The 20,688-nt window shown below is 44.4% G+C and carries 20 protein-coding genes and 9 tRNA genes; 21 read left to right on the top strand and 8 right to left on the bottom strand.

Annotated elements, in window-relative coordinates; translation table 11 throughout:
* Window positions 1-24 precede the first annotated feature (24 nt).
* The 17 genes from BZA03_RS02675 to BZA03_RS02595 all read left to right on the top strand — a co-directional run bounded on the left by BZA03_RS02675 (window position 25) and on the right by BZA03_RS02595 (window position 9,484).
* Window positions 25-100 (top strand) — tRNA-Gln (locus BZA03_RS02675).
* Between the two features lie 33 nt (window positions 101-133).
* Window positions 134-1,081 (top strand): ribose-phosphate pyrophosphokinase, encoded by a 948-nt coding sequence (locus BZA03_RS02670; RefSeq protein ID WP_014949014.1) that lies wholly within the window; start codon window positions 134-136, stop codon window positions 1,079-1,081.
* Window positions 1,082-1,336: 255 nt separating this feature from the next.
* The gene (locus BZA03_RS02665; RefSeq protein ID WP_110287895.1) at window positions 1,337-1,819 is read left to right on the top strand and encodes a ribose-phosphate pyrophosphokinase; all 483 of its coding nucleotides are present in this window, start codon (window positions 1,337-1,339) and stop codon (window positions 1,817-1,819) included.
* 124 nt (window positions 1,820-1,943) lie between these two features.
* Window positions 1,944-2,945, top strand: coding sequence for an NAD(P)-dependent alcohol dehydrogenase (locus BZA03_RS02660; RefSeq protein WP_110287894.1), 1,002 nt, complete (start codon window positions 1,944-1,946; stop codon window positions 2,943-2,945).
* A 366-nt stretch (window positions 2,946-3,311) separates the two neighbouring features.
* A complete protein-coding gene (locus tag BZA03_RS02655; RefSeq protein ID WP_014976150.1) occupies window positions 3,312-3,944 on the top strand; it encodes a 50S ribosomal protein L25/general stress protein Ctc in 633 nt (210 codons plus the stop codon).
* A 5-nt stretch (window positions 3,945-3,949) separates the two neighbouring features.
* Window positions 3,950-4,531, top strand: coding sequence for an aminoacyl-tRNA hydrolase (gene pth / locus BZA03_RS02650; RefSeq protein ID WP_039225631.1), 582 nt, complete (start codon window positions 3,950-3,952; stop codon window positions 4,529-4,531).
* Between the two features lie 41 nt (window positions 4,532-4,572).
* A complete protein-coding gene (gene ychF / locus BZA03_RS02645; RefSeq protein ID WP_110287893.1) occupies window positions 4,573-5,664 on the top strand; it encodes a redox-regulated ATPase YchF in 1,092 nt (363 codons plus the stop codon).
* 124 nt (window positions 5,665-5,788) lie between these two features.
* Window positions 5,789-6,784: a peptidylprolyl isomerase gene (locus BZA03_RS02640; RefSeq protein ID WP_110287892.1), complete on the top strand. Its 996-nt coding sequence runs from the start codon at window positions 5,789-5,791 to the stop codon at window positions 6,782-6,784.
* Between the two features lie 171 nt (window positions 6,785-6,955).
* Window positions 6,956-7,032 (top strand) — tRNA-Met (locus BZA03_RS02635).
* A 35-nt stretch (window positions 7,033-7,067) separates the two neighbouring features.
* A tRNA-Leu gene (locus BZA03_RS02630) sits at window positions 7,068-7,152 on the top strand.
* Window positions 7,153-7,156: 4 nt separating this feature from the next.
* A tRNA-Gln gene (locus BZA03_RS02625) sits at window positions 7,157-7,232 on the top strand.
* 34 nt (window positions 7,233-7,266) lie between these two features.
* Window positions 7,267-7,351 (top strand) — tRNA-Leu (locus tag BZA03_RS02620).
* A gap of 2 nt (window positions 7,352-7,353) precedes the next feature.
* Window positions 7,354-7,429: transfer RNA gene (locus tag BZA03_RS02615), tRNA-Gln, on the top strand.
* Between the two features lie 52 nt (window positions 7,430-7,481).
* Window positions 7,482-7,558: transfer RNA gene (locus tag BZA03_RS02610), tRNA-Met, on the top strand.
* A gap of 34 nt (window positions 7,559-7,592) precedes the next feature.
* A tRNA-Leu gene (locus tag BZA03_RS02605) sits at window positions 7,593-7,677 on the top strand.
* 4 nt (window positions 7,678-7,681) lie between these two features.
* A tRNA-Gln gene (locus tag BZA03_RS02600) sits at window positions 7,682-7,757 on the top strand.
* A gap of 320 nt (window positions 7,758-8,077) precedes the next feature.
* The gene (locus BZA03_RS02595; protein WP_075176299.1) at window positions 8,078-9,484 is read left to right on the top strand and encodes a sodium:alanine symporter family protein; all 1,407 of its coding nucleotides are present in this window, start codon (window positions 8,078-8,080) and stop codon (window positions 9,482-9,484) included.
* A 171-nt stretch (window positions 9,485-9,655) separates the two neighbouring features.
* Here BZA03_RS02595 and BZA03_RS02590 read toward each other — a convergent pair whose 3' ends face one another.
* Window positions 9,656-10,312, bottom strand: a complete 657-nt coding sequence (locus BZA03_RS02590; RefSeq protein WP_110287891.1) for a cupin domain-containing protein — start codon at window positions 10,310-10,312, stop codon at window positions 9,656-9,658.
* Between the two features lie 50 nt (window positions 10,313-10,362).
* A complete protein-coding gene (locus BZA03_RS02585) occupies window positions 10,363-10,983 on the bottom strand; it encodes a flavin reductase family protein (protein WP_110287890.1) in 621 nt (206 codons plus the stop codon).
* A 92-nt stretch (window positions 10,984-11,075) separates the two neighbouring features.
* On the opposite strand from BZA03_RS02585, the gene BZA03_RS02580 reads away from it, so the two are divergent.
* A complete protein-coding gene (locus BZA03_RS02580; protein WP_069944046.1) occupies window positions 11,076-11,633 on the top strand; it encodes an acyl-CoA thioesterase in 558 nt (185 codons plus the stop codon).
* A 68-nt stretch (window positions 11,634-11,701) separates the two neighbouring features.
* Here the strand turns inward: BZA03_RS02580 and BZA03_RS02575 are convergent, their stop codons facing one another.
* A complete protein-coding gene (locus BZA03_RS02575) occupies window positions 11,702-14,266 on the bottom strand; it encodes a TonB-dependent siderophore receptor (protein WP_110287889.1) in 2,565 nt (854 codons plus the stop codon).
* A 590-nt stretch (window positions 14,267-14,856) separates the two neighbouring features.
* Entirely contained in the window at window positions 14,857-15,027 is a 171-nt protein-coding gene (locus BZA03_RS20390; protein WP_014949001.1) for a hypothetical protein, read from the bottom strand.
* Window positions 15,028-15,274: 247 nt separating this feature from the next.
* Between BZA03_RS20390 and BZA03_RS02565 the strand changes: the two genes are divergently transcribed.
* Window positions 15,275-15,457 (top strand): hypothetical protein, encoded by a 183-nt coding sequence (locus BZA03_RS02565; protein ID WP_039216244.1) that lies wholly within the window; start codon window positions 15,275-15,277, stop codon window positions 15,455-15,457.
* Between the two features lie 161 nt (window positions 15,458-15,618).
* On the opposite strand, the gene BZA03_RS02560 is transcribed toward BZA03_RS02565, so the two are convergent.
* Complete coding sequence (locus BZA03_RS02560) at window positions 15,619-16,170, bottom strand: carboxymuconolactone decarboxylase family protein (RefSeq protein ID WP_110287888.1); 552 nt, start codon at window positions 16,168-16,170, stop codon at window positions 15,619-15,621.
* Window positions 16,171-16,319: 149 nt separating this feature from the next.
* Here BZA03_RS02560 and BZA03_RS02555 point away from each other — a divergent pair, with 149 nt between their 5' ends.
* Window positions 16,320-16,910 (top strand): TetR/AcrR family transcriptional regulator, encoded by a 591-nt coding sequence (locus BZA03_RS02555; RefSeq protein ID WP_014976138.1) that lies wholly within the window; start codon window positions 16,320-16,322, stop codon window positions 16,908-16,910.
* A gap of 77 nt (window positions 16,911-16,987) precedes the next feature.
* On the opposite strand, the gene BZA03_RS02550 is transcribed toward BZA03_RS02555, so the two are convergent.
* From BZA03_RS02550 to BZA03_RS02545, 3 genes are all read right to left on the bottom strand, one after another.
* On the bottom strand, window positions 16,988-17,470 hold the full coding sequence (locus tag BZA03_RS02550) for a hypothetical protein (RefSeq protein WP_110287887.1): 483 nt from the start codon (window positions 17,468-17,470) through the stop codon (window positions 16,988-16,990).
* 81 nt (window positions 17,471-17,551) lie between these two features.
* On the bottom strand, window positions 17,552-17,728 hold the full coding sequence (locus BZA03_RS20385; protein ID WP_014948996.1) for a hypothetical protein: 177 nt from the start codon (window positions 17,726-17,728) through the stop codon (window positions 17,552-17,554).
* The gene (locus tag BZA03_RS02545; protein ID WP_110287886.1) at window positions 17,728-18,927 is read right to left on the bottom strand and encodes an FAD-dependent monooxygenase; all 1,200 of its coding nucleotides are present in this window, start codon (window positions 18,925-18,927) and stop codon (window positions 17,728-17,730) included. Before BZA03_RS02545 ends, BZA03_RS20385 begins: the two co-directional genes overlap by 1 nt.
* Window positions 18,928-19,232: 305 nt before the next feature.
* On the opposite strand from BZA03_RS02545, the gene miaB reads away from it, so the two are divergent.
* Window positions 19,233-20,666 carry a tRNA (N6-isopentenyl adenosine(37)-C2)-methylthiotransferase MiaB gene (gene miaB, locus BZA03_RS02540; protein WP_014948994.1) on the top strand — a complete coding sequence of 478 codons (1,434 nt, stop codon included), beginning with the start codon at window positions 19,233-19,235 and terminating at the stop codon, window positions 20,664-20,666.
* Window positions 20,667-20,688: the final 22 nt, after the last annotated feature.

The raw sequence follows: 20,688 nt of genomic DNA, 5'->3' as shown, positions 1-20,688 counted from the left end.
CACATCGGACAAGAACTTAAAAATTGGGGTATAGCCAAGTTGGTAAGGCAGCGGGTTTTGATCCCGCCATTCGTAGGTTCGAGTCCTGCTACCCCAGCCAAACCTCTTTTATCAACGCACTGAGGAACCACTTGTGCCAGATATGAAGCTCTTTGCAGGTAATGCCGTACCAGAACTTGCCCAGAAAGTTGCCGATCGCCTCTACACCAAACTTGGAAATGCCAAAGTTGGCCGTTTCAGTGACGGTGAAATCAGCGTAGAAATTCATGAAAACGTCCGTGGCTCGGACGTTTTTATTATCCAGTCTACGTGTGCGCCTACTAACGATAACCTTATGGAACTTATTGTGATGATCGACGCACTACGTCGCGCATCAGCTGGTCGTATTACAGCAGTAATTCCTTACTTTGGTTATGCACGCCAAGACCGTCGTGTTCGTTCAGCTAGGGTGCCAATTACTGCGAAAGTAGTGGCTGACTTCCTGTCTAACGTTGGTGTTGACCGCGTACTTACTATCGACCTACACGCCGAACAGATTCAAGGTTTCTTTGATGTTCCGGTGGATAACGCATTCGGTACTCCTATCCTTCTTGCTGACATGGTAAGACGTGACTTTGCCGACCCTGTAGTCGTTTCTCCTGACATTGGCGGTGTTGTACGTGCACGTGCTACTGCGAAACTACTTAACGACACCGACCTTGCCATTATCGATAAGCGTCGCCCTAAAGCGAACGTGGCTCAGGTAATGAACATCATTGGTGACGTAAAGGACAGAGACTGCATCATTGTCGATGACATGATTGATACAGGCGGTACGCTTGCAAAAGCAGCTGAAGCACTTAAAGCACATGGCGCACGTCGTGTTTATGCTTACGCAACTCACGCTATCTTTTCAGGCAATGCTGCAAATAATCTTAAAGAGTCTGTTATTGACGAAATTATCGTTACCGACTCTATCCCATTAAGTGCAGAGATGAAGCAAATTGGAAAAGTAAAACAGCTTACTTTATCTGAGATGCTTGCAGAAACTATTCGTCGTATCAGCAACGAAGAGTCTATTTCAGCAATGTTTGAATACTAAAATTTAAATATTGTTACTCCTACCAAAGAGCTGGCCCATGTAAGTGGCGCCGGCTCTTTTTTTACCTTTCTTTTTTCTTTGAAAGCGAACATCACCTTAAAAATAAGAACAGTACATCAAGCCAAACACATTCCGTTTACGCCTTAAATATACTTTATTGCCGTTTTCCGACTCGTTAATGTGACTTTCTTTTCATCAATTTTAGGTTTAACGTTAAGAATCGTTGTGCGTTAAAACTAATATTAAGGACATAAAATGAAAACAAAAACACTATGCCTTGTTGCAGTAATTGCTGCCCTTTTTAATACAGCGGGCTGCTCTGGAGATGACGACTCAGTGAAACAAGCAGATCTTGAGAAACAAGGAACTGAAATGAAAGACAAACCTTCAACAGTTCAAGATAACGACAAGGCGTCTATGCCCAAGGAACTGGTAGCCGAACCAGTTACTCAGGCTGAAGCCGTAGAAGATAATGCAAAAGGTGAAGTCACCATGAAGGGCAGTATTATTTATAAAGATCTCGAAGGCGGTTTTTATGCTTTTATTGCTGAAAACGGCGATCGTTATACGCTACATGGCTTAGATGAAACCTATCAAAAGAACGGCCTTATTGTTGAAGTTAAAGGTACGCCTAAACCTGATATGATGACCTTTACACAATTCGGTACGGTGCTTCAAGTATCAAGCGTTAAAGTACTCGATACCAGTAAAGTCATTGATAACCTGCAAACACAATGATCGCGAATATAGCTTTGCGTGTAGCAAATTACTCATAAAGGTAATTAAGCTAGCGATTTAGCAATTATAGAATTTTTGCGTACGCGTGAATGTTGCACTGCAACACTTAAAAGGACGGTTATTGATGATAAATGCATATGCCGCTAAAGAAGCGGGTGGAAAACTGGAAAAGTTTCAATACGACCCCGGTAAGCTTGGCTCACATGACGTTGAAATAGACGTTGAAAGCTGTGGTATCTGCCACAGCGACCTAAGCATGCTCGATAATGAATGGGGCATGACAGAATATCCCTTTGTGCCTGGTCACGAGGTTGTCGGCACAATTAGCCAAATAGGTGAACATGTAACGTCACTTAAGGTGGGACAGCGTGTCGGTTTAGGCTGGCATTCAGGCTACTGCAATAGTTGTAGAACCTGCGAAGAAGGCGATCATAACCTGTGTGCCGATGCTACGATGACCATAGGTGGTCGTCACGGTGGATTTGCAGATAAAGTCCGCGCCCAAGCACGTGCCGTTATTCCCCTTCCCGATGCTATCGATAGCACAAAGGCAGGCCCTCTTTTTTGCGGAGGTATTACCGTCTTCAACCCATTAGTCCAGTTTGGTATTAGCCCAGCGAGTGAAGTGGGTGTAGTTGGTATTGGCGGCCTGGGTCATCTTGCCCTGCAGTTTTTAAATGCGTGGGGATGTAAGGTAGTAGCGTTCACTTCTAGCGAATCTAAAAAGACGGAAGCGCTAGAGCTAGGTGCGTCAGATACGATTAATAGCCGTGATGAAGATGAGATTAAAAAAGCGCGCGGTCGGTTTGACTTAATTATTTCAACTGTAAATGTGAAGCTAGACTGGAATTTGTACCTATCTACATTGGCACCGAAAGGCCGACTTCACTTTGTAGGCGCCACCCTTGAACCTCTAGATATTGGTGCGTTTAACTTAATTGGTGGTCAGAAAAGTGTGTCAGGTTCGCCAGTGGGAAGCCCCGCGACCATTAAAACCATGCTAGATTTCGCTGCACACCACAATATTGAACCTGTGACCGAAACCTTCAAGTTTGATGACGTAAATGAGGCTATTGCGCGATTAAGAGAAGGTAAAGCCCATTACAGAGTTGTGCTGACGAAGTAAACGCTTGTGTAAAAAGTTGCTATGTTCCCAAGGCCTGTTGACCTTGTGAAGCCATAGGAAAGAGACATTAACGGACAAGTTAGTCTTAGCAAAGTGCTTTTCTCTATAAATTATGATAGAAGCGCGCCAAGGTGCGCTTCTTTTATTGTGAGTAACGCAAATACTTGCATTAGCTTGGTTGGATATTTTATCTGCCTTTGTAATTGTATGTTTTGGTAGGTGGTGTTAGAATTCGCCGCCCTTGAATTTTGGGCTGGTGTTTTATTGCGCATAAAAAGTTATTTTTAAACGTAATTCACATCATTTTACCGTGGGTTTTGGTCGCAAAAGCTCACATCATTAGACTTATATTTTTGGAGACAGACAATGTCTGAAGCAAATTTCAAACTAGACGCTTCTGTTCGTACAGACCTAGGGAAAGGTGCGAGCCGCCGCCTACGTCGCGAAGACAAGCTTCCTGGTATCATCTACGGTGGTGAAGAAGCACCAGTTTCTATCACACTAGATCATAACAAAGTAAACAACTCTGCTGACTTTGAAGCGTTTTATTCTCACGTTCTTGAGATTAACCTTGACGGTAAAGTTGTTGAAGTTCTAGTTAAAGATATGCAACGTCACCCGTTCAAGCCAAAGATCACACACATTGACTTCCAACGTGTAATCGCTGGTCAAGACGTTCACACTAACGTACCACTTCACTTCGTAAATGAAGAAAAATCTGCAGCTGTTAAAGCTGGCGGTATTGCTGAGCACCACGTAACTGAAATCGAAGTTACTTGTCTACCTAAGAACCTTCCTGAGTTCATCGAAGTAGATATGGCTGGTGTTGAAATGGGTCAAACGCTACACCTTTCTGACCTAACTCTTCCAGCTGGCGTTTCTTCAGTAGAACTTGCGAAGAACGACGAAGCTCACGACCTAGCGGTTGTAACTGTTAAGCCTGCTCCTAAAGCGGCTGACGCAGAAGAAGACGGCGAAGAAGCAGCTTCTGAGGAATAATCCTCTTGGCTGATATCCGCCTTATCGTGGGTCTGGGTAATCCAGGCCCCGAATATGAAAATACCCGACACAATGCCGGTGAATGGTTTCTCAACCAACTAGCCGACACCTACAACGCCCCGCTAAAACCAGAAACCAAATTCTTCGGTAAAACTGCTCGCATTACCATTGCAGGCAAAGATATCCGTTTGCTCTACCCCACTACCTTTATGAATAAAAGTGGACAAGCCGTAGCAGCACTGGCTAACTTTTACCGCATAGAACCAGAACAAATATTAGTAGCGTTTGACGAGTTAGATTTACCCCCAGGTGTTGCAAAATACAAAGTGGGCGGAAGCTCTAGTCAAAATGGCGTGCGTGACATTGTGGCTAAAATGGGTAACAACAAGAATTTTTTGCGTTTGCGCATAGGTATTGGTCATCCAGGTCATAAAAGCCGCGTTACCGGCCATGTTCTTGGAAAACCACCAGCAGAAGAAAAAGCAGCCATTGAAAGTGCCATCGATGAAGCGGTACGCTGTACAGAAATTTTGCTGAAAGAAGACCTTAAGCAAGCACAAAACAGGTTACACTCGCACAAAGGGTAAACCTAGCCAGTTATAACTTTTCCAAACTAAGGATCCATACCATGGGTTTTAAATGCGGTATTGTTGGCCTACCAAACGTAGGTAAATCAACACTTTTCAATGCATTAACTAAAGCAGGTATTGAAGCGGCAAACTTCCCGTTTTGTACTATCGAGCCAAACACAGGTGTTGTTCCTGTGCCAGATCTTCGTTTGGACAAGTTGGCTGAAATCGTAAAACCTCAGCGCGTTATTCCTACTACCATGGAATTCGTAGATATTGCTGGCTTGGTTGAAGGTGCTTCTAAAGGTGAAGGTTTAGGAAACAAATTCCTTGCTAACATCCGTGAGACTGACGCTATTGGTCACGTAGTACGCTGTTTTGATGATGAGAACATTGTTCACGTTGCAGGTCGCGTTAGCCCTAAAGACGATATCGATGTTATCAACACCGAGCTTGCACTTGCCGACTTAGAAACAACAGAAAAAGCACTTCACCGTGTTGCTAAGCGCGCAAAAGGTGGCGATGCTGATGCCAAGTACGAAATGAAAGTGCTTGAGAAGATTAAGCCGCACCTAGACGAAGGCTTGTTACTACGTTCACTTGAGCTGACTAAAGAAGAGCTTGCGGCAATCAGCTACATGAACATGCTTACCCTTAAGCCAACCATGTACATTGCAAACGTGAATGAAGACGGTTTTGAAAACAACCCGTATCTTGATCAGGTTAAAGAAATTGCAGCAGGCGAAAATGCCACTGTAGTTGCAGTGTGCGCGGCAATTGAGTCTGATATTGCTGAGCTTGAAGACGACGAACGCGAAGAGTTTATGCAAGACATGGGTCTAGAAGAACCAGGTCTTAACCGCGTAATTCGTGCGGGTTACAGTCTTCTTACACTACAAACCTATTTTACTGCAGGCGTAAAAGAAGTACGTGCGTGGACCTTCCCTGAAGGCTCAACTGCACCACAAGCGGCAGGTAAAATTCACACCGACTTCGAAAAAGGCTTTATTCGCGCTGAAATCGTAAGCTACGAGCACTTCGTTGAGTTCAATGGCGAGCAAGGTGCGAAAGACGCAGGCAAATGGCGTTTAGAAGGTAAAGACTATATTGTTAAAGACGGTGACGTTATTCACTTCCGCTTTAACGTGTAATTTCTATTGTAGAAATTAGCACTGTTTACTAAAGCCACCGCAAGGTGGCTTTTTTGTTTCTAGCGAATAATTGTGAAGCGCACATAGGCCTGATATAACTAGTAAAAAACTAACGGCTTTTGTAATGACTATTAATCAGCTTTGCGCTTCACGCCCTTTAACTTGCAGCAAATCACAGCACGCCAAACGATTTTCAGTATCAAGAACCTCAATTAAAGTGTTGTGCTTGTTAAGCCTGGCTAATTTTTCTTTTGCCAGTGAACCTCAAACTAATCCAGTGAATTCACAAATCAGTAGCGATGCTGTTGAAAAGGCACCAGCATTAGCAAGTAACACTGCCAGTTGGTATCAAGTTCCTCAGAGTAATACTGTGACGTTTAAAACTGCATATGGCGATGTAGTTATTGCGCTTCACCCTACCCTTGCACCAAAACATGTGGCCAGGTTTAAAAGTTTAATAGACGCAGGCTTTTATAACGAACAAGCATTTTATCGTGTAGTAGACGGGTTTGTGGCACAGGCAGGCAGCAACGATACGCATGACGCATCACAATTTCCGCCGAATCTGCTTAAACCTATTAACGCTGAATTTACGCAACCGCTTAATAGCAATGTAAACGTGGTTGAGAATCAAGATATGTTTGCGCCTAACACCGGATTTTTAGATGGCTTTCCAGTAGGCATTGATAAAAGCCGAAAAGAAATGTGGGGACTTCATTGCCCAGGTGTTGTGGCGTTTGCTCGCAATAGCGAGAAAGATACAGCCAGTACGGAGTTTTATATTGTGATTGGGCAAGCACCACGACACTTAGACAGAAATATGTCGGTCGTAGGTCGTGTAGTCCAAGGTATGGATATACTTCAAAAATTACCGCGAGGGAATTTGGACAGAGGTGGCGTTCTAGATGATATAACGCAAGAAAGCAAAATTAAGCAGGCTTTTGTGCATGCAAACAACGCGGCACCTTATTTCTTACAAACACCGCATCATGAAGAATATAAAAAACGGGCAAACACAGGAAGAAACTTAGATAACCCGTTTTTTCATGACAATACGTATGGCCCGCGCCCTATTGACGTATGTTATTACCAAACAAAAACCAGTAACAAAGCGTGGTAAATAGCTAGCTTATTTCGTGCAAGTTGTTCAATTTCACGGCTTTTTGCGCGTATTTCGCCCTAATGCGCACACTTAATGAGCATTTAAAAAAAGTTAGTAAAAAAGGGGTTGACGGTTGCCAGTCATATACGCATAATACGCGCCACTTCCTGAGAGGGAAGAGAATAGCAAGGCTACGTAGCTCAGTTGGTTAGAGCACATCACTCATAATGATGGGGTCGCAAGTTCGAATCTCGCCGTAGCCACCAATTCTCACTTATCTCTTTTAGGAAAGTCTAGCTGCGCGGAAGTGGTGGAATTGGTAGACACGCTGGATTTAGGTTCCAGTGCTTCACGGCGTGAGAGTTCAAGTCTCTCCTTCCGCACCACGACTGGGGTATAGCCAAGTTGGTAAGGCAGCGGGTTTTGATCCCGCCATTCATAGGTTCGAGTCCTGTTACCCCAGCCATTCTTTTTGAATGACTATTATAGCTAGCGTCTACGCGGAAGTGGTGGAATTGGTAGACACGCTGGATTTAGGTTCCAGTGCTTCACGGCGTGAGAGTTCAAGTCTCTCCTTCCGCACCATTTGGGGTATAGCCAAGTTGGTAAGGCAGCGGGTTTTGATCCCGCCATTCATAGGTTCGAGTCCTGTTACCCCAGCCAAATTCTTGAGAAGCCGCTCATCGAGCGGCTTTTTATTGAAGATAAAAGTTTAGGCTACGTAGCTCAGTTGGTTAGAGCACATCACTCATAATGATGGGGTCGCAAGTTCGAATCTCGCCGTAGCCACCAACTTTTACTTATTCCTTAATTGGAAGTCTACATTGCGGAAGTGGTGGAATTGGTAGACACGCTGGATTTAGGTTCCAGTGCTTCACGGCGTGAGAGTTCAAGTCTCTCCTTCCGCACCAATATTGGGGTATAGCCAAGTTGGTAAGGCAGCGGGTTTTGATCCCGCCATTCATAGGTTCGAGTCCTGTTACCCCAGCCATATTCTTGAAAAAGCCGCTCTTTTGAGCGGTTTTTTTGTTTGTACTCCCGTTTTGTTCAGCAAATGTGTTCTTCTCCCCCATGAATGAATAAATTTGCTATATGCGAGCATAAAACGTCATAGTTTCAGTACGTTTTCATTGTCCAATCATTTAATTGTCGTGCTAGTATTGGTTTTTTATCGATATAGCTCGGCTTATTCCAAGGTTTAGCAAATAAAAGTTTGCTTAAGCCGAAGCGTTTGTTCTGACAACGCACCTGTCATGTTCAGTTCATTTCTACACGCCGAGCAATAATTAAAACAATAACGAAGGAAAGTGCGTGATTAACGAATTCGTTTCATTAGTTAACAATATTCTTTGGGGAGACGGTCAGGTACTTATCATTATGCTGCTTGCATGTGGTATCTGGTTTACCGTTAAACTTGGCGGTGTGCAGCTTAGGCACTTCGGCCATATGTTCAGCCTACTAAAGGGCAGTAACACTTCTACTAAGGATGGGATCAGTTCATTCCAAGCTTTATGTACCAGCTTATCGGCTCGTGTAGGCACGGGTAACTTAGCTGGCGTCGCGGTTGCTATATCTCTAGGCGGTGCTGGCGCTATTTTTTGGATGTGGATGATTGCCCTTTTAGGTATGGCCACTGGCTTTGCCGAAAGTGTACTAGGTCAGCTATATAAAGTCCGTGACGAAAACGGCGAGTTCCGTGGCGGTCCCGCTTATTACATCAAGCAGGGTTTGAACAAAACCTGGCTTGCAGTCGCATTTTCTCTATGTTTGTTCTTTGGCTACGGCTTTGTCTTTAGCGCCGTTCAAGCCAATACTATTACCGATGCATTAAACAATGCATACTCATTCCCCACGGAATATGTAGGCCTAGCCATTATTGCACTAGCAGCCTTAATCGTCGTGGGAGGCCTTAAAAGCATTGCGCGCTTTGCCGAGTTTGTGGTGCCCTTTATGGGAATAGGCTACGTGCTTGTGGCATTGGCTATTACCTTCATCAATATTTCCGAACTGCCAGCCATGCTGCTCGATATCGTTAAATCAGCATTTGGCTTACAGGAAGCTGGCGCTGGTGCACTCGGTGCGGCCATTAAAAATGGTATTCAGCGCGGACTGTATTCAAACGAAGCGGGCAGCGGCTCTGTACCGCACGCTGCGGCGAGTGCTGTGCCAAACCCTAATCACCCCGTATCACAAGGTTACATTCAGATGCTTGGCGTTTTCTTAGATACACTCGTGCTATGTACGTCTACTGCCTTCATCATTTTACTTGCTGGCGGTTCAAGCTCTGATCAAATGGAAGGCATACGCCTAACCCAAGATGCGATGAGCAGTCACCTAGGCGAAGGTGGTACTGATTTTGTGGCTGCCGCCATCAGCTTATTTGCATTCACGTCTGTAGTGGCAAACTATGCCTATGGCGAGAGTAATCTGCATATGTTCAAGCTAGATAATAAAATAGGCCGTGCAGTTTACACTATTGGTTATTTAGGCATGATTTACTGGGGCGCACAGGCAGCCCTACCTCAGGTATGGGCCATGGCCGACATGGCGTTAGGCCTAATGACGGTGATTAACATCATCGCTATTGTGTGGATGACTCCTACCATTGTGTCTATCAGCAAAGACTACTTTAAGAAAAAAGACAGTGGCGCAAACATGGAATACAAAGCGGGCGACTGTGAAATACAGGGTAAGTCAGAAGAGGGTATTTGGGATTAAGTCCGGCTTTTACTAGGTTAGTGTTTTAGAGTTAGATGTTACCAGACTAACTTTGACCTAGTGAGATTAAACAAAAGAAAGGCTAACCTCGGGTTAGCCTTTTTCGTTTGTAGCAATTGACCGCATGTAAAACACTGGTTTTGATTTACCTGCAACAAATGAAATGGCGGCCTACAACGCTACTGGCAAATGCCCTGTCTTCACCCATATTATTGTTTCCTCATCCACGTAAGGATGATGCTGACTCATATGAGGATTGCGCAACCATGTGCCTTTTGGGTATGCACCATGTTCGTCTTTAAATGTACCCGATAGCACAAAAATTTCTTCACCTCCGAAATGCTTGTGAGGCTTAAATACCTCACCAACTGGCCACTTAACTAGCGCCACATGTTCATGCTCAAAGTTGTGTAGCGGCATCACTTTTAAACCGCCCTGCCCTTGCAGCCATTCTGCCGTGTTAGTGTTCACCCTAACCTCAGCCAAATCGCGTTTATCAAACTGATTCAGCTTCACTAAAATAACACAGCCTTCTTTACTGAACGGGCTGTGCTTACTGCCTGGAGGATTGCGCACGTAAGTGCCTGCAGGGTAATCACCGTGTTCATCGGAAAACACACCTTCAAGCACCAAAATTTCTTCACCATAAGGATGACTGTGCTGCTTAAAGCTCGCGCCAGCTTCGTACTTCACGACGCTAGTTGTATGACCAGACTCTTTTGCTTCACGCTCTAAAGGCTTCCGCCATACCGTAGAAGACGGTGACGCTTGCCACTCTTGCATTTGCGTATTGATCGCTAGGCGTTCATCAAAGTTCATATTTAGCATTTAGGTCACCGGTTAATATTGACGCGTTGTCACTGTTTTATTAAAGACCGTTACTCTGGTCTTAGCATTTCGAAAAAGTTATCTCGGGAAATAGTGTAATAATCGCCTCGTCCGCCACCACGGGTAACTGGCGCACTTTTCAGCGTGCTGTAAACGCCGTTCTCTATGAGTGACTTATCAATGTGTACACCCACTACTTCACCCATGATAAACCAGCTATTCACCTCCTCACCTGAGGCGGTCTTAAGCTGTACCATATCAGTTAGCTTACATTCCATGCTCACCTTACTCGCTTTTACGCGGGGAACGCTTACCACTTCACTTTCTACAGTTTGAAGCCCTGCATGGTCAAATTCACTTTCTTCAGGTGCCAGAGGTTTACTCGTCGTGTTCATCGCATCAATCAAATCTTCCGATACAAGATTCCAGCAAAACTCACCCGTTTCCTGCACGTTTACCAGTGAATCTTTCTTACTGCCTACTACTGAAAAGCCGATAATTGGCGGCGTGTAGTTCAACGCATTGAAAAAACTGTAAGGAGCAAGGTTTAACACTCCCGTTTTTGATTTTGTAGAGATCCATCCGATTGGGCGCGGTGCGATGATCGCGTTAAACGGATCGTGAGCCAAGCCATGACCTTCTTTTGGTTGATAAAAATGCGTTTGTGACAAAACCATTCCTTAAAATTTGTGGTAGGGTAAATCTAATACTGATATGAACGCTTATTCGGCGCTTTTCAAGGGCTTAAGATCAAAGGTTGTTTATGACTGCACGTAATGTCGCTTTTTCAAGAACAAGACTGACTGAATTAATGGTGCCATCTTTTGCTAATTTTGGCGGTAAGGTGCATGGCGGTGTCATTTTATCGTTAATGGATAAAGTCGCCTATGCCTGCGCAAGTAAACACGCAGGGGCCTATTGTGTAACCGTTACTGTTGATGGCGTCGAGTTTTTACAGCCTGTTGAAGTGGGTGACTTACTTCACCTCGACGCTACCGTTCATTATGTCGGAAACACATCCTTGGTAGTAGGGATAAAAGTCACTACGGAAAATATCAAAACCAACGAGGTCAAACATACCAACAACAGCTTTTTTACCATGGTTGCCAAAGATGATAGCGGCACACCTGTTTCAGTCCCTGAGCTAGAGTTATCTACTCACCATGAAATGCGCAATTTCGTAACGGCTATACGCCGCAGTAAAATTCGCAAAGAAGCACAAGTTAAGCTGCAACGTGATTACGACGCTTTTATTCCCAAAGAAGACTTTGCGCTTTTAAACGAACATCGCTGTGCGGTTACCTTTGAGAAAAATGACTAAGTAACAGGTACAAAAAAGCCAGTTGATTATTAATCAACTGGCTTTCAGCACTCAAGAACCGATGCTAATTAAAAGCTATACGAGACTTTTCCGTAAACAAAACGGCCTGTAAAACCGTAAGGCGAAAAGCCTGAATACGGGAATAAGCGCGAGAACGTGGTTACATCATCCACAAGTTCACGGGTTGTTTCTGGGTACACATCAAACAAATTGTTAGCACCAACAGAAACGGTAAGTCCTTCCGTTAACGCAATGCGAACGTCTAGGTCTGTGATCCACTCTGATGGAATGATTTCATTGCGTGCTTCAACTGACGATGGGTCTTCCACTTCACCATAACGAGTAGTGCGTAAGGTTGTTGTGTAGCGGTCATAATTCCACGTAACACCTAAGTTAAGTTTGCTGTCAGGCGAAGCCGTTTCGAAGCGACGTAGTTCAACATCATCGAACAAGTTAGTCTGGTCGAAGCCTGCATTTTGCAACACATCAGGTGCATCGATAACATTTGTTACTTCGTTATCGTTAAAGTTAGCACCTGCGTTAAAGTTAAACGCACCATAATCTGACGTATTAAGCGTATAGGTAGAAACAATATCAACACCTTCCGTACGCGAATCTATCGCATTTAAGAAGAATCGTGCCTGATTAGCGCCCGTACCCGCAAGTAATGCTTCTATACCCTCACCTGATAGGTTGTTAGACAACACGATACGATCGTCAATATCAATGCGGTAAAAGTCTACTGTCAGGTTGAAATCGGCGGTTGGCGAGTAGGTAAAACCTGCACTGTAGTTATTCGATTCTTCTGCATCAAGACCTGGGCTGCCCAGCGCTTGCGCAACATCACTTGACGGCGCAAATGTGCCCGTCTCTGTTGGCTCGCCATCAACAAATACCGTCGCGATTGAGGTGAAGAATTGCTGTTGTAGCGATGGTGCTCTAAAGCCGGTTGATACTGACGCTCGAAGTGCAAATGCATCACTCAGGGTTACACGGTGAGACATTTTCCAATTAAACGTACTGCCGAAGTCAGAATAATCTTCATAGCGCCCTGCCACTGCTACGTTCCAGTTTTCTACAACGTCAGCTTCTACATCCACATAGAAGCTATAGTTATGACGGCTGTTTTCACCTGCAGATTCTGGTGTAAAGCCTGGGAATACTTGCGAACCAGCAGCACCAAACGGGCCGTCTACCGGGTCAGTCACCACGCCGCCAGGTCCAAACGTACCTTGTATGTAAGACCCTTCTTCACCTGCAGTTATTTCATAGCTCTCATGACGATATTCTGCGCCCATGGCGAAGTTCATTTCGCTGTAGAAATACCCGGTATCTACCAAACGTGACGCGTCAGCATTCACAATTGTGGTGTTGTATTCTAGCGTACCCGCGTCAAACTCAGTTTGACTCGTTGGACCTAAAGACGTGTTTAGGGTGTTGATAACACCATACTCAAGCTCATTACCACCATGTGTTACGGACAAGTCGTAATTCCACACATCGCCATAGCCCTTAATACCAGCAAGCAGCGACATATCGGTTATGTCAGTTTGAATAGAAGGTAGGAATCCGTCTGGATAAATTTCAACTACGTTTCGTGAATCTTGAGCACGACGGTAAAAGCCTCCGCCTACCGAATCACGAGTGCTGTAGCCTGCGGTAGTATAAAACTCAACGCTATCATTAAGGGCTTTGCCCGCGTTTATGAACAAGGCGTAATCTTCCACCTCACCATTTCCGTAAACGTGATTGTAGCGGTTGACCGTAAGCTCACGAGGGTCCAGGTTGCCGTCCGCGTCTCGCGCATAGTTTTCTCGCTGGTCGTAGTCCGAACGGTTCGCCTGTCCACGGTCGCGGTATTCACCTGATACGTTAACGAAGCCGTCATCTCCCCATTCGAAACCTACGTTGCCGCGAAGGGTAAAGGTTTGTCCATCGGTTACGTCTCTGTCGCTTCCTTCAGCGAATGCTAAATTACCGTCAGCACCAACACTCACACCTTCAAGGTTAGGCACACCGTCCATTGTTGTAACGTTGGCACCATACGTTGCCGACACTTCACCGCCTTCGGCAGCATCTTTCAAAACAATATTAATAACACCGGCAATGGCGTCTGAGCCGTACTGAGCCGCAGCACCGTCACGCAACACCTCAATACGCTTAATCGCATTAGCCGGGATAGCGTTTAAATCTACCGCTGAAGAGCCACGGCCCACCGAACCATTTAAATTAAGAAGCGCAGAGGTGTGACGACGCTTACCATTAACTAATACCAGCGTGTGGTCTGGTGCTAAACCACGCAGCTGCGCTGGTCGTACGTGGTCGGTGCCATCAGTAATAGATGGCTGAGGGAAGTTAAAGCTGGGCAGTAACTGGTTTAAGATCATGTTGGTTTCAGTGAGCCCCGTTGCTTCTATAGATGAAGCATCGATAATGTCGATAGGTACAGGGGAGTCATTGATGGTGCGACCAACGCGACGTGAACCTACAATTTGGATTTGCTCAACATCTTGCTCATCAACAGAAACTTGCTCCTGTGCAAGCACTGACGAAGAGGAAAAAGCCATTCCTGCAATTGCAGAAGCAATGAGGGAAAGCTTGAAAGCAGAAGCGTTAAATTTTGCCTGTTGCATTGTGTTGTTCCTGAATTCTTTTAAATTTTACTTTTCGAAGTGTGTAGTTTTGTATTTCGTGAATCAAAAACGCGTTGAAATACAATATCTTCTTTCTGTTGTTGGGGTACTGCTAAACGCCAGATTGTCTGATCAGACTTATTATTATTAGAGATGAAAAGCACGCGGTGCTTGAAGGCTGAGTAAATCACAAAAAGATTCGCTCGCACAATACTAAAGTTGTAATAAATCCTTAATATCGACGACAGGCAGAATTTTGAAGATGAAGCGACGAAATCATCTATTGCACTGGTGGTAAGGCGGTAGGAAGGTGCCACCTTCACAAAAGGTAATTTGGACTAGAGTACATGAAACAAAAGAAGCGCTCCGTTCAGAGCGCTTTTCATACTAAATTTGCACTAATGAGTGCCAAATAGGCGCTTATGCTTTTTTAAGCTTCTTCTTAAGCTTTTTCAGTTTTCCTTCTTGCTTAGAAATTTTCGCCTTAGTTGCTTTAATCGCTTTTTTTAACTCTTTTTTCTTAGCCATGATGTAAATCCTTATCTTTATTTGTAGTGTTCGCTTCACTCACATAACGTTTAGCAAAGCCGCTATTGATCGCCGTGTTTGGCAATAAATTCCCGAATAAAGTGTCTAACTTCACGAGCAGCAGAAGTGTCTAGGTCTTCGCATAACGCGATAAACTGAGCACGCTCTTCGTCGTTGATTCGAATAATCATCTGACTATTCTTTTTCTTCTTTTTATTGTTTTTTTCAGACACCTTAAATCCTTGCAAATATCAATACGTGCAGTATGTCGTTCAATGAGAATCTGCAAGTACTACCACATTATTCGAAAACAAAATGTATAGCCTATGTATATACATTTCAAGGTATTTTGAACTTTTCACCCTTATTTTTCATAAAAGCATAATGCTAGCGTCACATTAGTGACTTCAGGCTAAGCCAAAGTAATCCCAATAAAAATGGAAACAACGAACTTACGTAAAATCAGAAGTGAAGTAGACCATGACACAAGCACAATCTATAACTCACCTATCGTGTTTCATCGAAGCAGTGGCGATCGCTAAACAAAATAAATGCAGTAATTGCGACGATTTGAAAACACTGTTGCAGCAAAAGGGATACGAAGAGTTAGTTGCAATGGAAACCGTAGAAGAATTAAGCCCGCAGCTGCCCTTAGCGTCTTAATAGTCGTATTTTGAATAGGAATAGAAAAATGCTGTTTGCGCTTTTTATCTACACACTGTGTAGCCTACTGCTATTCAGTTTTTGCGAGATTGCTCGCAAGCGTTTAAGCCAGAAACAAAAAACGGAAGCCTTGCTTCCGTTTTAAAAGAGCTATCAAATGATTATTTAGGCGACCAATCAAATTTTTTGAAAGGTTCGTCAACAGGCGTATCGGCCAAATGATTGGTATAATTACTCATCACTTTTTGTGCCAATATAAGTATGATTTCTAACAATTGCTGATGCTTGTATCCAGCGCTGTAAAATGCGTCAAGCTGCGCATTATCAACATTACCTCGCCCGCGAGTTACAGCCAGCACAGTTTCTTTAAGCGTATTCAATTTGCTGTCAGACAGTGTTTCATCGTTTCGCAACTCTTCAATTAGGTCATCGCGCACTTTCATACTCTTAGCAATACCCGTATGCGCTGGAACGCAGTAATGACACGCGTGCTCTACATTCACTGCCTGCCAAACCACCGTTAACTCTTCTGCATTGAACGATGTTTCTTGCGCTAGTTTATGCAGCACTTGATAGCCTTCAAGCAAAGTCGGCGCTTCTGCCATTACTGCATGTAGATTTGGAACCATTCCAAATGCTGCTTGCGAATTATCAAGTAAAGGCTTCGCTGCTTCTGGCGCACTCTCTTTCGTGTGTAAAGTAAAATCGCTCATGTCACTCTCCTATTGATGTGATCAAAAACTGCAAGCAACGCTTTGCGCTACTCACAACTCGTATGCCAATAATAATAGGTTTACTTGAACGATCGTTCAAGCGATAATTGAACATATGTTCAAAATATTCACGTATAAGGTATGCAGCGATGAAATATGACCACGATGAGATTATAGAAAAAGCCACTACGCTTTTTTGGCAACGAGGCTTTCAGGCGGCTGGCATGCGTGATATTCAGCAGGCATTGGATATGCGTCCGGGTAGTATTTATGCGCGTTTTCAAAGCAAAGAAGGTTTATTCAAACTTGTTGTTGAGCATTATGCAGACAACAGTGCAAAACGTTTAAAGCAAGTCACAGAAGCTCAATCACCTTTAGACGCTCTTTACCACTTTTTTGAAACAGCATTAACTGGCCCCGACGAGCAACGCTACATGCGCCAGTGCTTGTTGGTTAAGTCTATTGCAGAATTAGAACTCATTGGTGATATTGCCAAAAAAGCTGTACTTGAGAGCATGCAAACCCTTAAGGCTGGTTTTAGAAATATTATTGAAGCCTGTATCGAAAAAGGTGAGCTGCCTGAACATACGCCAACGTCAACAGCCGCAGAGTGGCTTCAAAATCAGTTCGTTGGCTTACGAGCGTTTGCCTTACTGCAAGACGATAATCAAACAACTATTAAGATGATAGACAAAGTCATTATCGATTTGAAAGGACAATGGCCACAACAAACACATTAATGTAGATGAAGGCTTACAAAAACTGACGCAGTGCATTTCATGAAAATTGCCGTGAAACCAGTTGGATGAGCCCTGATTTACTTAAACAAGCGGTCCGGAATGAACCGTTTAAACCAAGTGGAAAAACCATTTTTGTCCGTTTTCACATTAACGTAGGCTCGCTTTACCTCAACCCACTGTTCCTGGTCAACAGTCACTCTACCATCAGCAAACGGTACATATAGCTGGTCGCCTTCAAAGTGGGTTCTAAATTCTAAGTAAAAGTCGCCGTGTAACTCCTCAAGTAAGGCATCGGACTCCCCTAACCCGTTGGGGAGGAAGTAATAAAACCGAGTGAGAATAAGGCTTCCTTCAGCACTTAACTGGTAACTGCCTGCATAGCCATCCCAGCAGGCAGACATCACCTCAACCTTTTCAGGGTCAGGTTTACTCTTCAACTGATAAAAGTGTTTTTCGCCTTCGTCTGCTGGATGCCCTTGCCAAATATAATAAAGGCTATAGCCTTTTAGATTAACCCACGGACATTGATTGGAGAACCCTTGCGAAAATTGTACGGTCATTCCTTTGAACCTTTGAAAAAGTGAATTGATTTGAGTTCGGCAAGTGGCTAGATTTTGTGACTTTTTAAACCTAAGCAGCAGCTAAGAGAACAGTAACCGCAACAACTGGGCGATAAGCAAAATCCCCATTAAGGGCCAAATCCACTTAGCCCATTTCGCAGCATCCTCATTACTGATTCGCATTTTAGAGCGTTCTATTAGCGGTATAATCAATGCTAGCGCACCAAATAACACCGCCAGTAAAATTAACACTTCCATTATCGTAACCCTATCGCATATTTGAGCACTTCTTGTTTAGCAGGCTCTATGCGCTGCGCCACAGAAAGAAGCTGGTTTCTTATCCATTTTATGGGGGCAACGTCATTGCTAAACAAGGTATAAAACCCATCCATTGCCGTCATCATCACCAAATTATCTCGCTTTCGTGGCTTTTCATAATTGCTGATAAGCCTTTGAGAAAATACTTTATCGGTTAGCGACAATGCGTTGTCGCTACCGAATGGCTTGAATTCAGCACACACAGAAAGAAAGGTTTCTACATCTTTAAAACCTAAATTAACACCCTGTCCGGCAAGCGGATTAATAGTGTGTGCTGCATCACCAACTAACGCACAACAGCCTTTCACATAGTGATTGGCATGAGAACGGGTAAGCGGAAAAATCGCTTTATCAATAACCGAAAAGCGATTGCCATTTCTGGTCAATTCGTCTGGAAACGTTTTAAGAATTTCACTTTCAAGTTGGCTCGCTTTTAAACTTTTAATCCGTTTGAGTTCGTCAGGCGAGTCATACCAAACCAGCGAAGCGAAGTTATCAAACATAGGTAAAAAGGCTTTAGGGCCACTCGATGTAAACTGCTGCCAGGTTACAGGTTCAACGGCGTTCTCCATCTTTATAGTGATCCCCATCGCCTGCTGCGCATATTGCCAACCTGTGGTGCCAATGCCCGCCGCCTTTCTTACCTGAGAGTTTGCACCATCTGCGCCAACAAGCCAGCTCGCTTCAATGGTTCTGCCATTCGAAAGGCTGACCTTAGCCGTATTCGTTAATTGAATATCTTGCACCGTTTGTCCGGTAATGAGCTCAACATTGTCAAACTGCTTTAATGCGTGGTGGCACCCCAGCTGCAACAATCGGTTTTCCACAAAAAAGCCTAGCTGGGGCATGTCGATACTTTGTGCGGTAAAGTCTGTTCGATGGGCCGGGTCGTCCCACACGCTAAGGCCTGTGTAAGGTTTAACACGCATGGCGGCTATGTGCTCCCAAGCACCAAGGGCTTTTAACAGCGTTACCGATGCTTCGCTGATGGCTGAAACCCTTAAGTCGGGCCCCTTCTCAGCGTTAAAAGGTGCTGGTAGATACGGCTCTATCACTGCTACCTTAAACTGCTGCTGAGCAAGTCCCAACGCAAGTGCAGCACCTACCATACCGCCGCCATTTATACAAAAATCGACCATTTACTCTCCTTAAAACACGCACTTGCATTATGTCTTAAAACACAAAGCGCTGTGAAGTAAAACGTAGAACTGGCTTGCCCTAGATCAATTCTTAACGAATCGTCTCAAGATACTGGGAATATGCTTGCATAACAGGTAAAATATGCGGCTATTTTGAACATCTTCCTGTAACTGACATTATCAGTGTTTTTTACGTGGTGATTTAAGCGCCTTACGTAAAATAACATTCTGGCAGCCACCTTTTCTAAACAACGGTGAAACTGCTCTCACTTACAGGAACACTAACAGGTTATCGAATAGTTGTTATGACTAAAAAGCTGTATATCAAAACCTGGGGCTGCCAAATGAACGAGTACGACTCGGAGAAAATGGCAGACTTACTAGACTCAACGCATGGCTACAGTGCTGCAGAAAGTGCTGAAGAAGCCGATGTTATTTTGCTTAACACATGCTCAATTCGTGAAAAAGCACAGGAAAAGGTGTTCCACCAGCTGGGACGTTGGAAAACACTTAAGCAAGATAAACCTGAACTTATTATCGGTGTGGGCGGCTGTGTAGCCTCTCAAGAGGGCGATACTATTCGTCAGCGCGCGCCTTTCGTAGACTTAGTATTTGGTCCACAAACACTGCACCGCTTGCCTGAAATGATCAATCAGCTTCAGGGCGGCGCAAAGTCAGTCATTGACGTTAGCTTCCCGGAAATTGAAAAATTTGACCGTTTGCCTGAACCACGTGCTGAAGGTCCAACGGCGTTCGTTTCAATCATGGAAGGCTGTTCAAAATACTGCACATTCTGTGTTGTGCCTTACACCCGCGGTGAAGAAGTAAGCCGTCCTGTTGACGACGTATTGCTTGAAATCGCTCAGCTTGCAGGTCAAGGCGTGCGTGAAGTAAATCTTCTAGGTCAAAACGTTAACGCGTATCGCGGTGAAAATTACGACGGTACAATTTGTCGTTTCTCTGAGCTGCTTGAATTAGTAGCGGCCATCGACGGTATCGACAGAATTCGTTACACCACCTCACACCCGGTTGAATTTACTGATGACATTATAGAAGCATACGCGTCTATTCCGGAGTTAGTAGACCACCTACATTTGCCTGTTCAAAGCGGCTCTGACCGTATATTGAACTTGATGAAGCGTGGCCATACAGCAATCGAATACAAGTCTAAAATGCGTAAGCTGAAGAAAATTCGCCCGAACATTAGCTTATCGAGCGACTTCATTATTGGTTTCCCAGGTGAAACAGATGCCGACTTTGAAGCCACCATGGATTTGATTCAGGCAGTCGATTACGACCTTAGCTTCAGCTTTATTTACAGTGCTCGCCCGGGTACGCCTGCTGCCGACGCAGTAGATGACGTAAGTGAAGAAACTAAGAAGCAACGTCTTCACCTACTACAGCAGCGTATTACGCAACAGGCCCTTCGTATTGCTCGTCACATGGTTGGCACAGAGCAGCGAATTTTGGTTGAAGGTCCGTCGAAGAAAAACCCAATGGAGCTTTCGGGACGTACTGAAAATAACCGTGTAGTGAACTTCGAAGGCACACCAGACATGATTGGCGAATTCGTTGATGTAAACATCACTGACGTATTCACTAACTCATTACGTGGTGAAGTTGTGCGCAGAGAGAGCGAAATGGGCTTGCGTGTTGCCGTTTCGCCCCAATCTATCATGGCAAAGCATCAGGCAGATTTGCCCGATGAGCTTGGCGTGGGTCAATTTAACCCAGCCTAAATACATTTTATAGCGAGGAAAA

The organism is Alteromonas sp. I10 (assembly GCF_003201515.1).
Lineage (GTDB): Bacteria > Pseudomonadota > Gammaproteobacteria > Enterobacterales > Alteromonadaceae > Alteromonas > Alteromonas macleodii.
The sequence above is the reverse complement of the archived record's forward strand: the minus strand, read 5'-3'. Positions and strand labels throughout refer to the sequence as shown.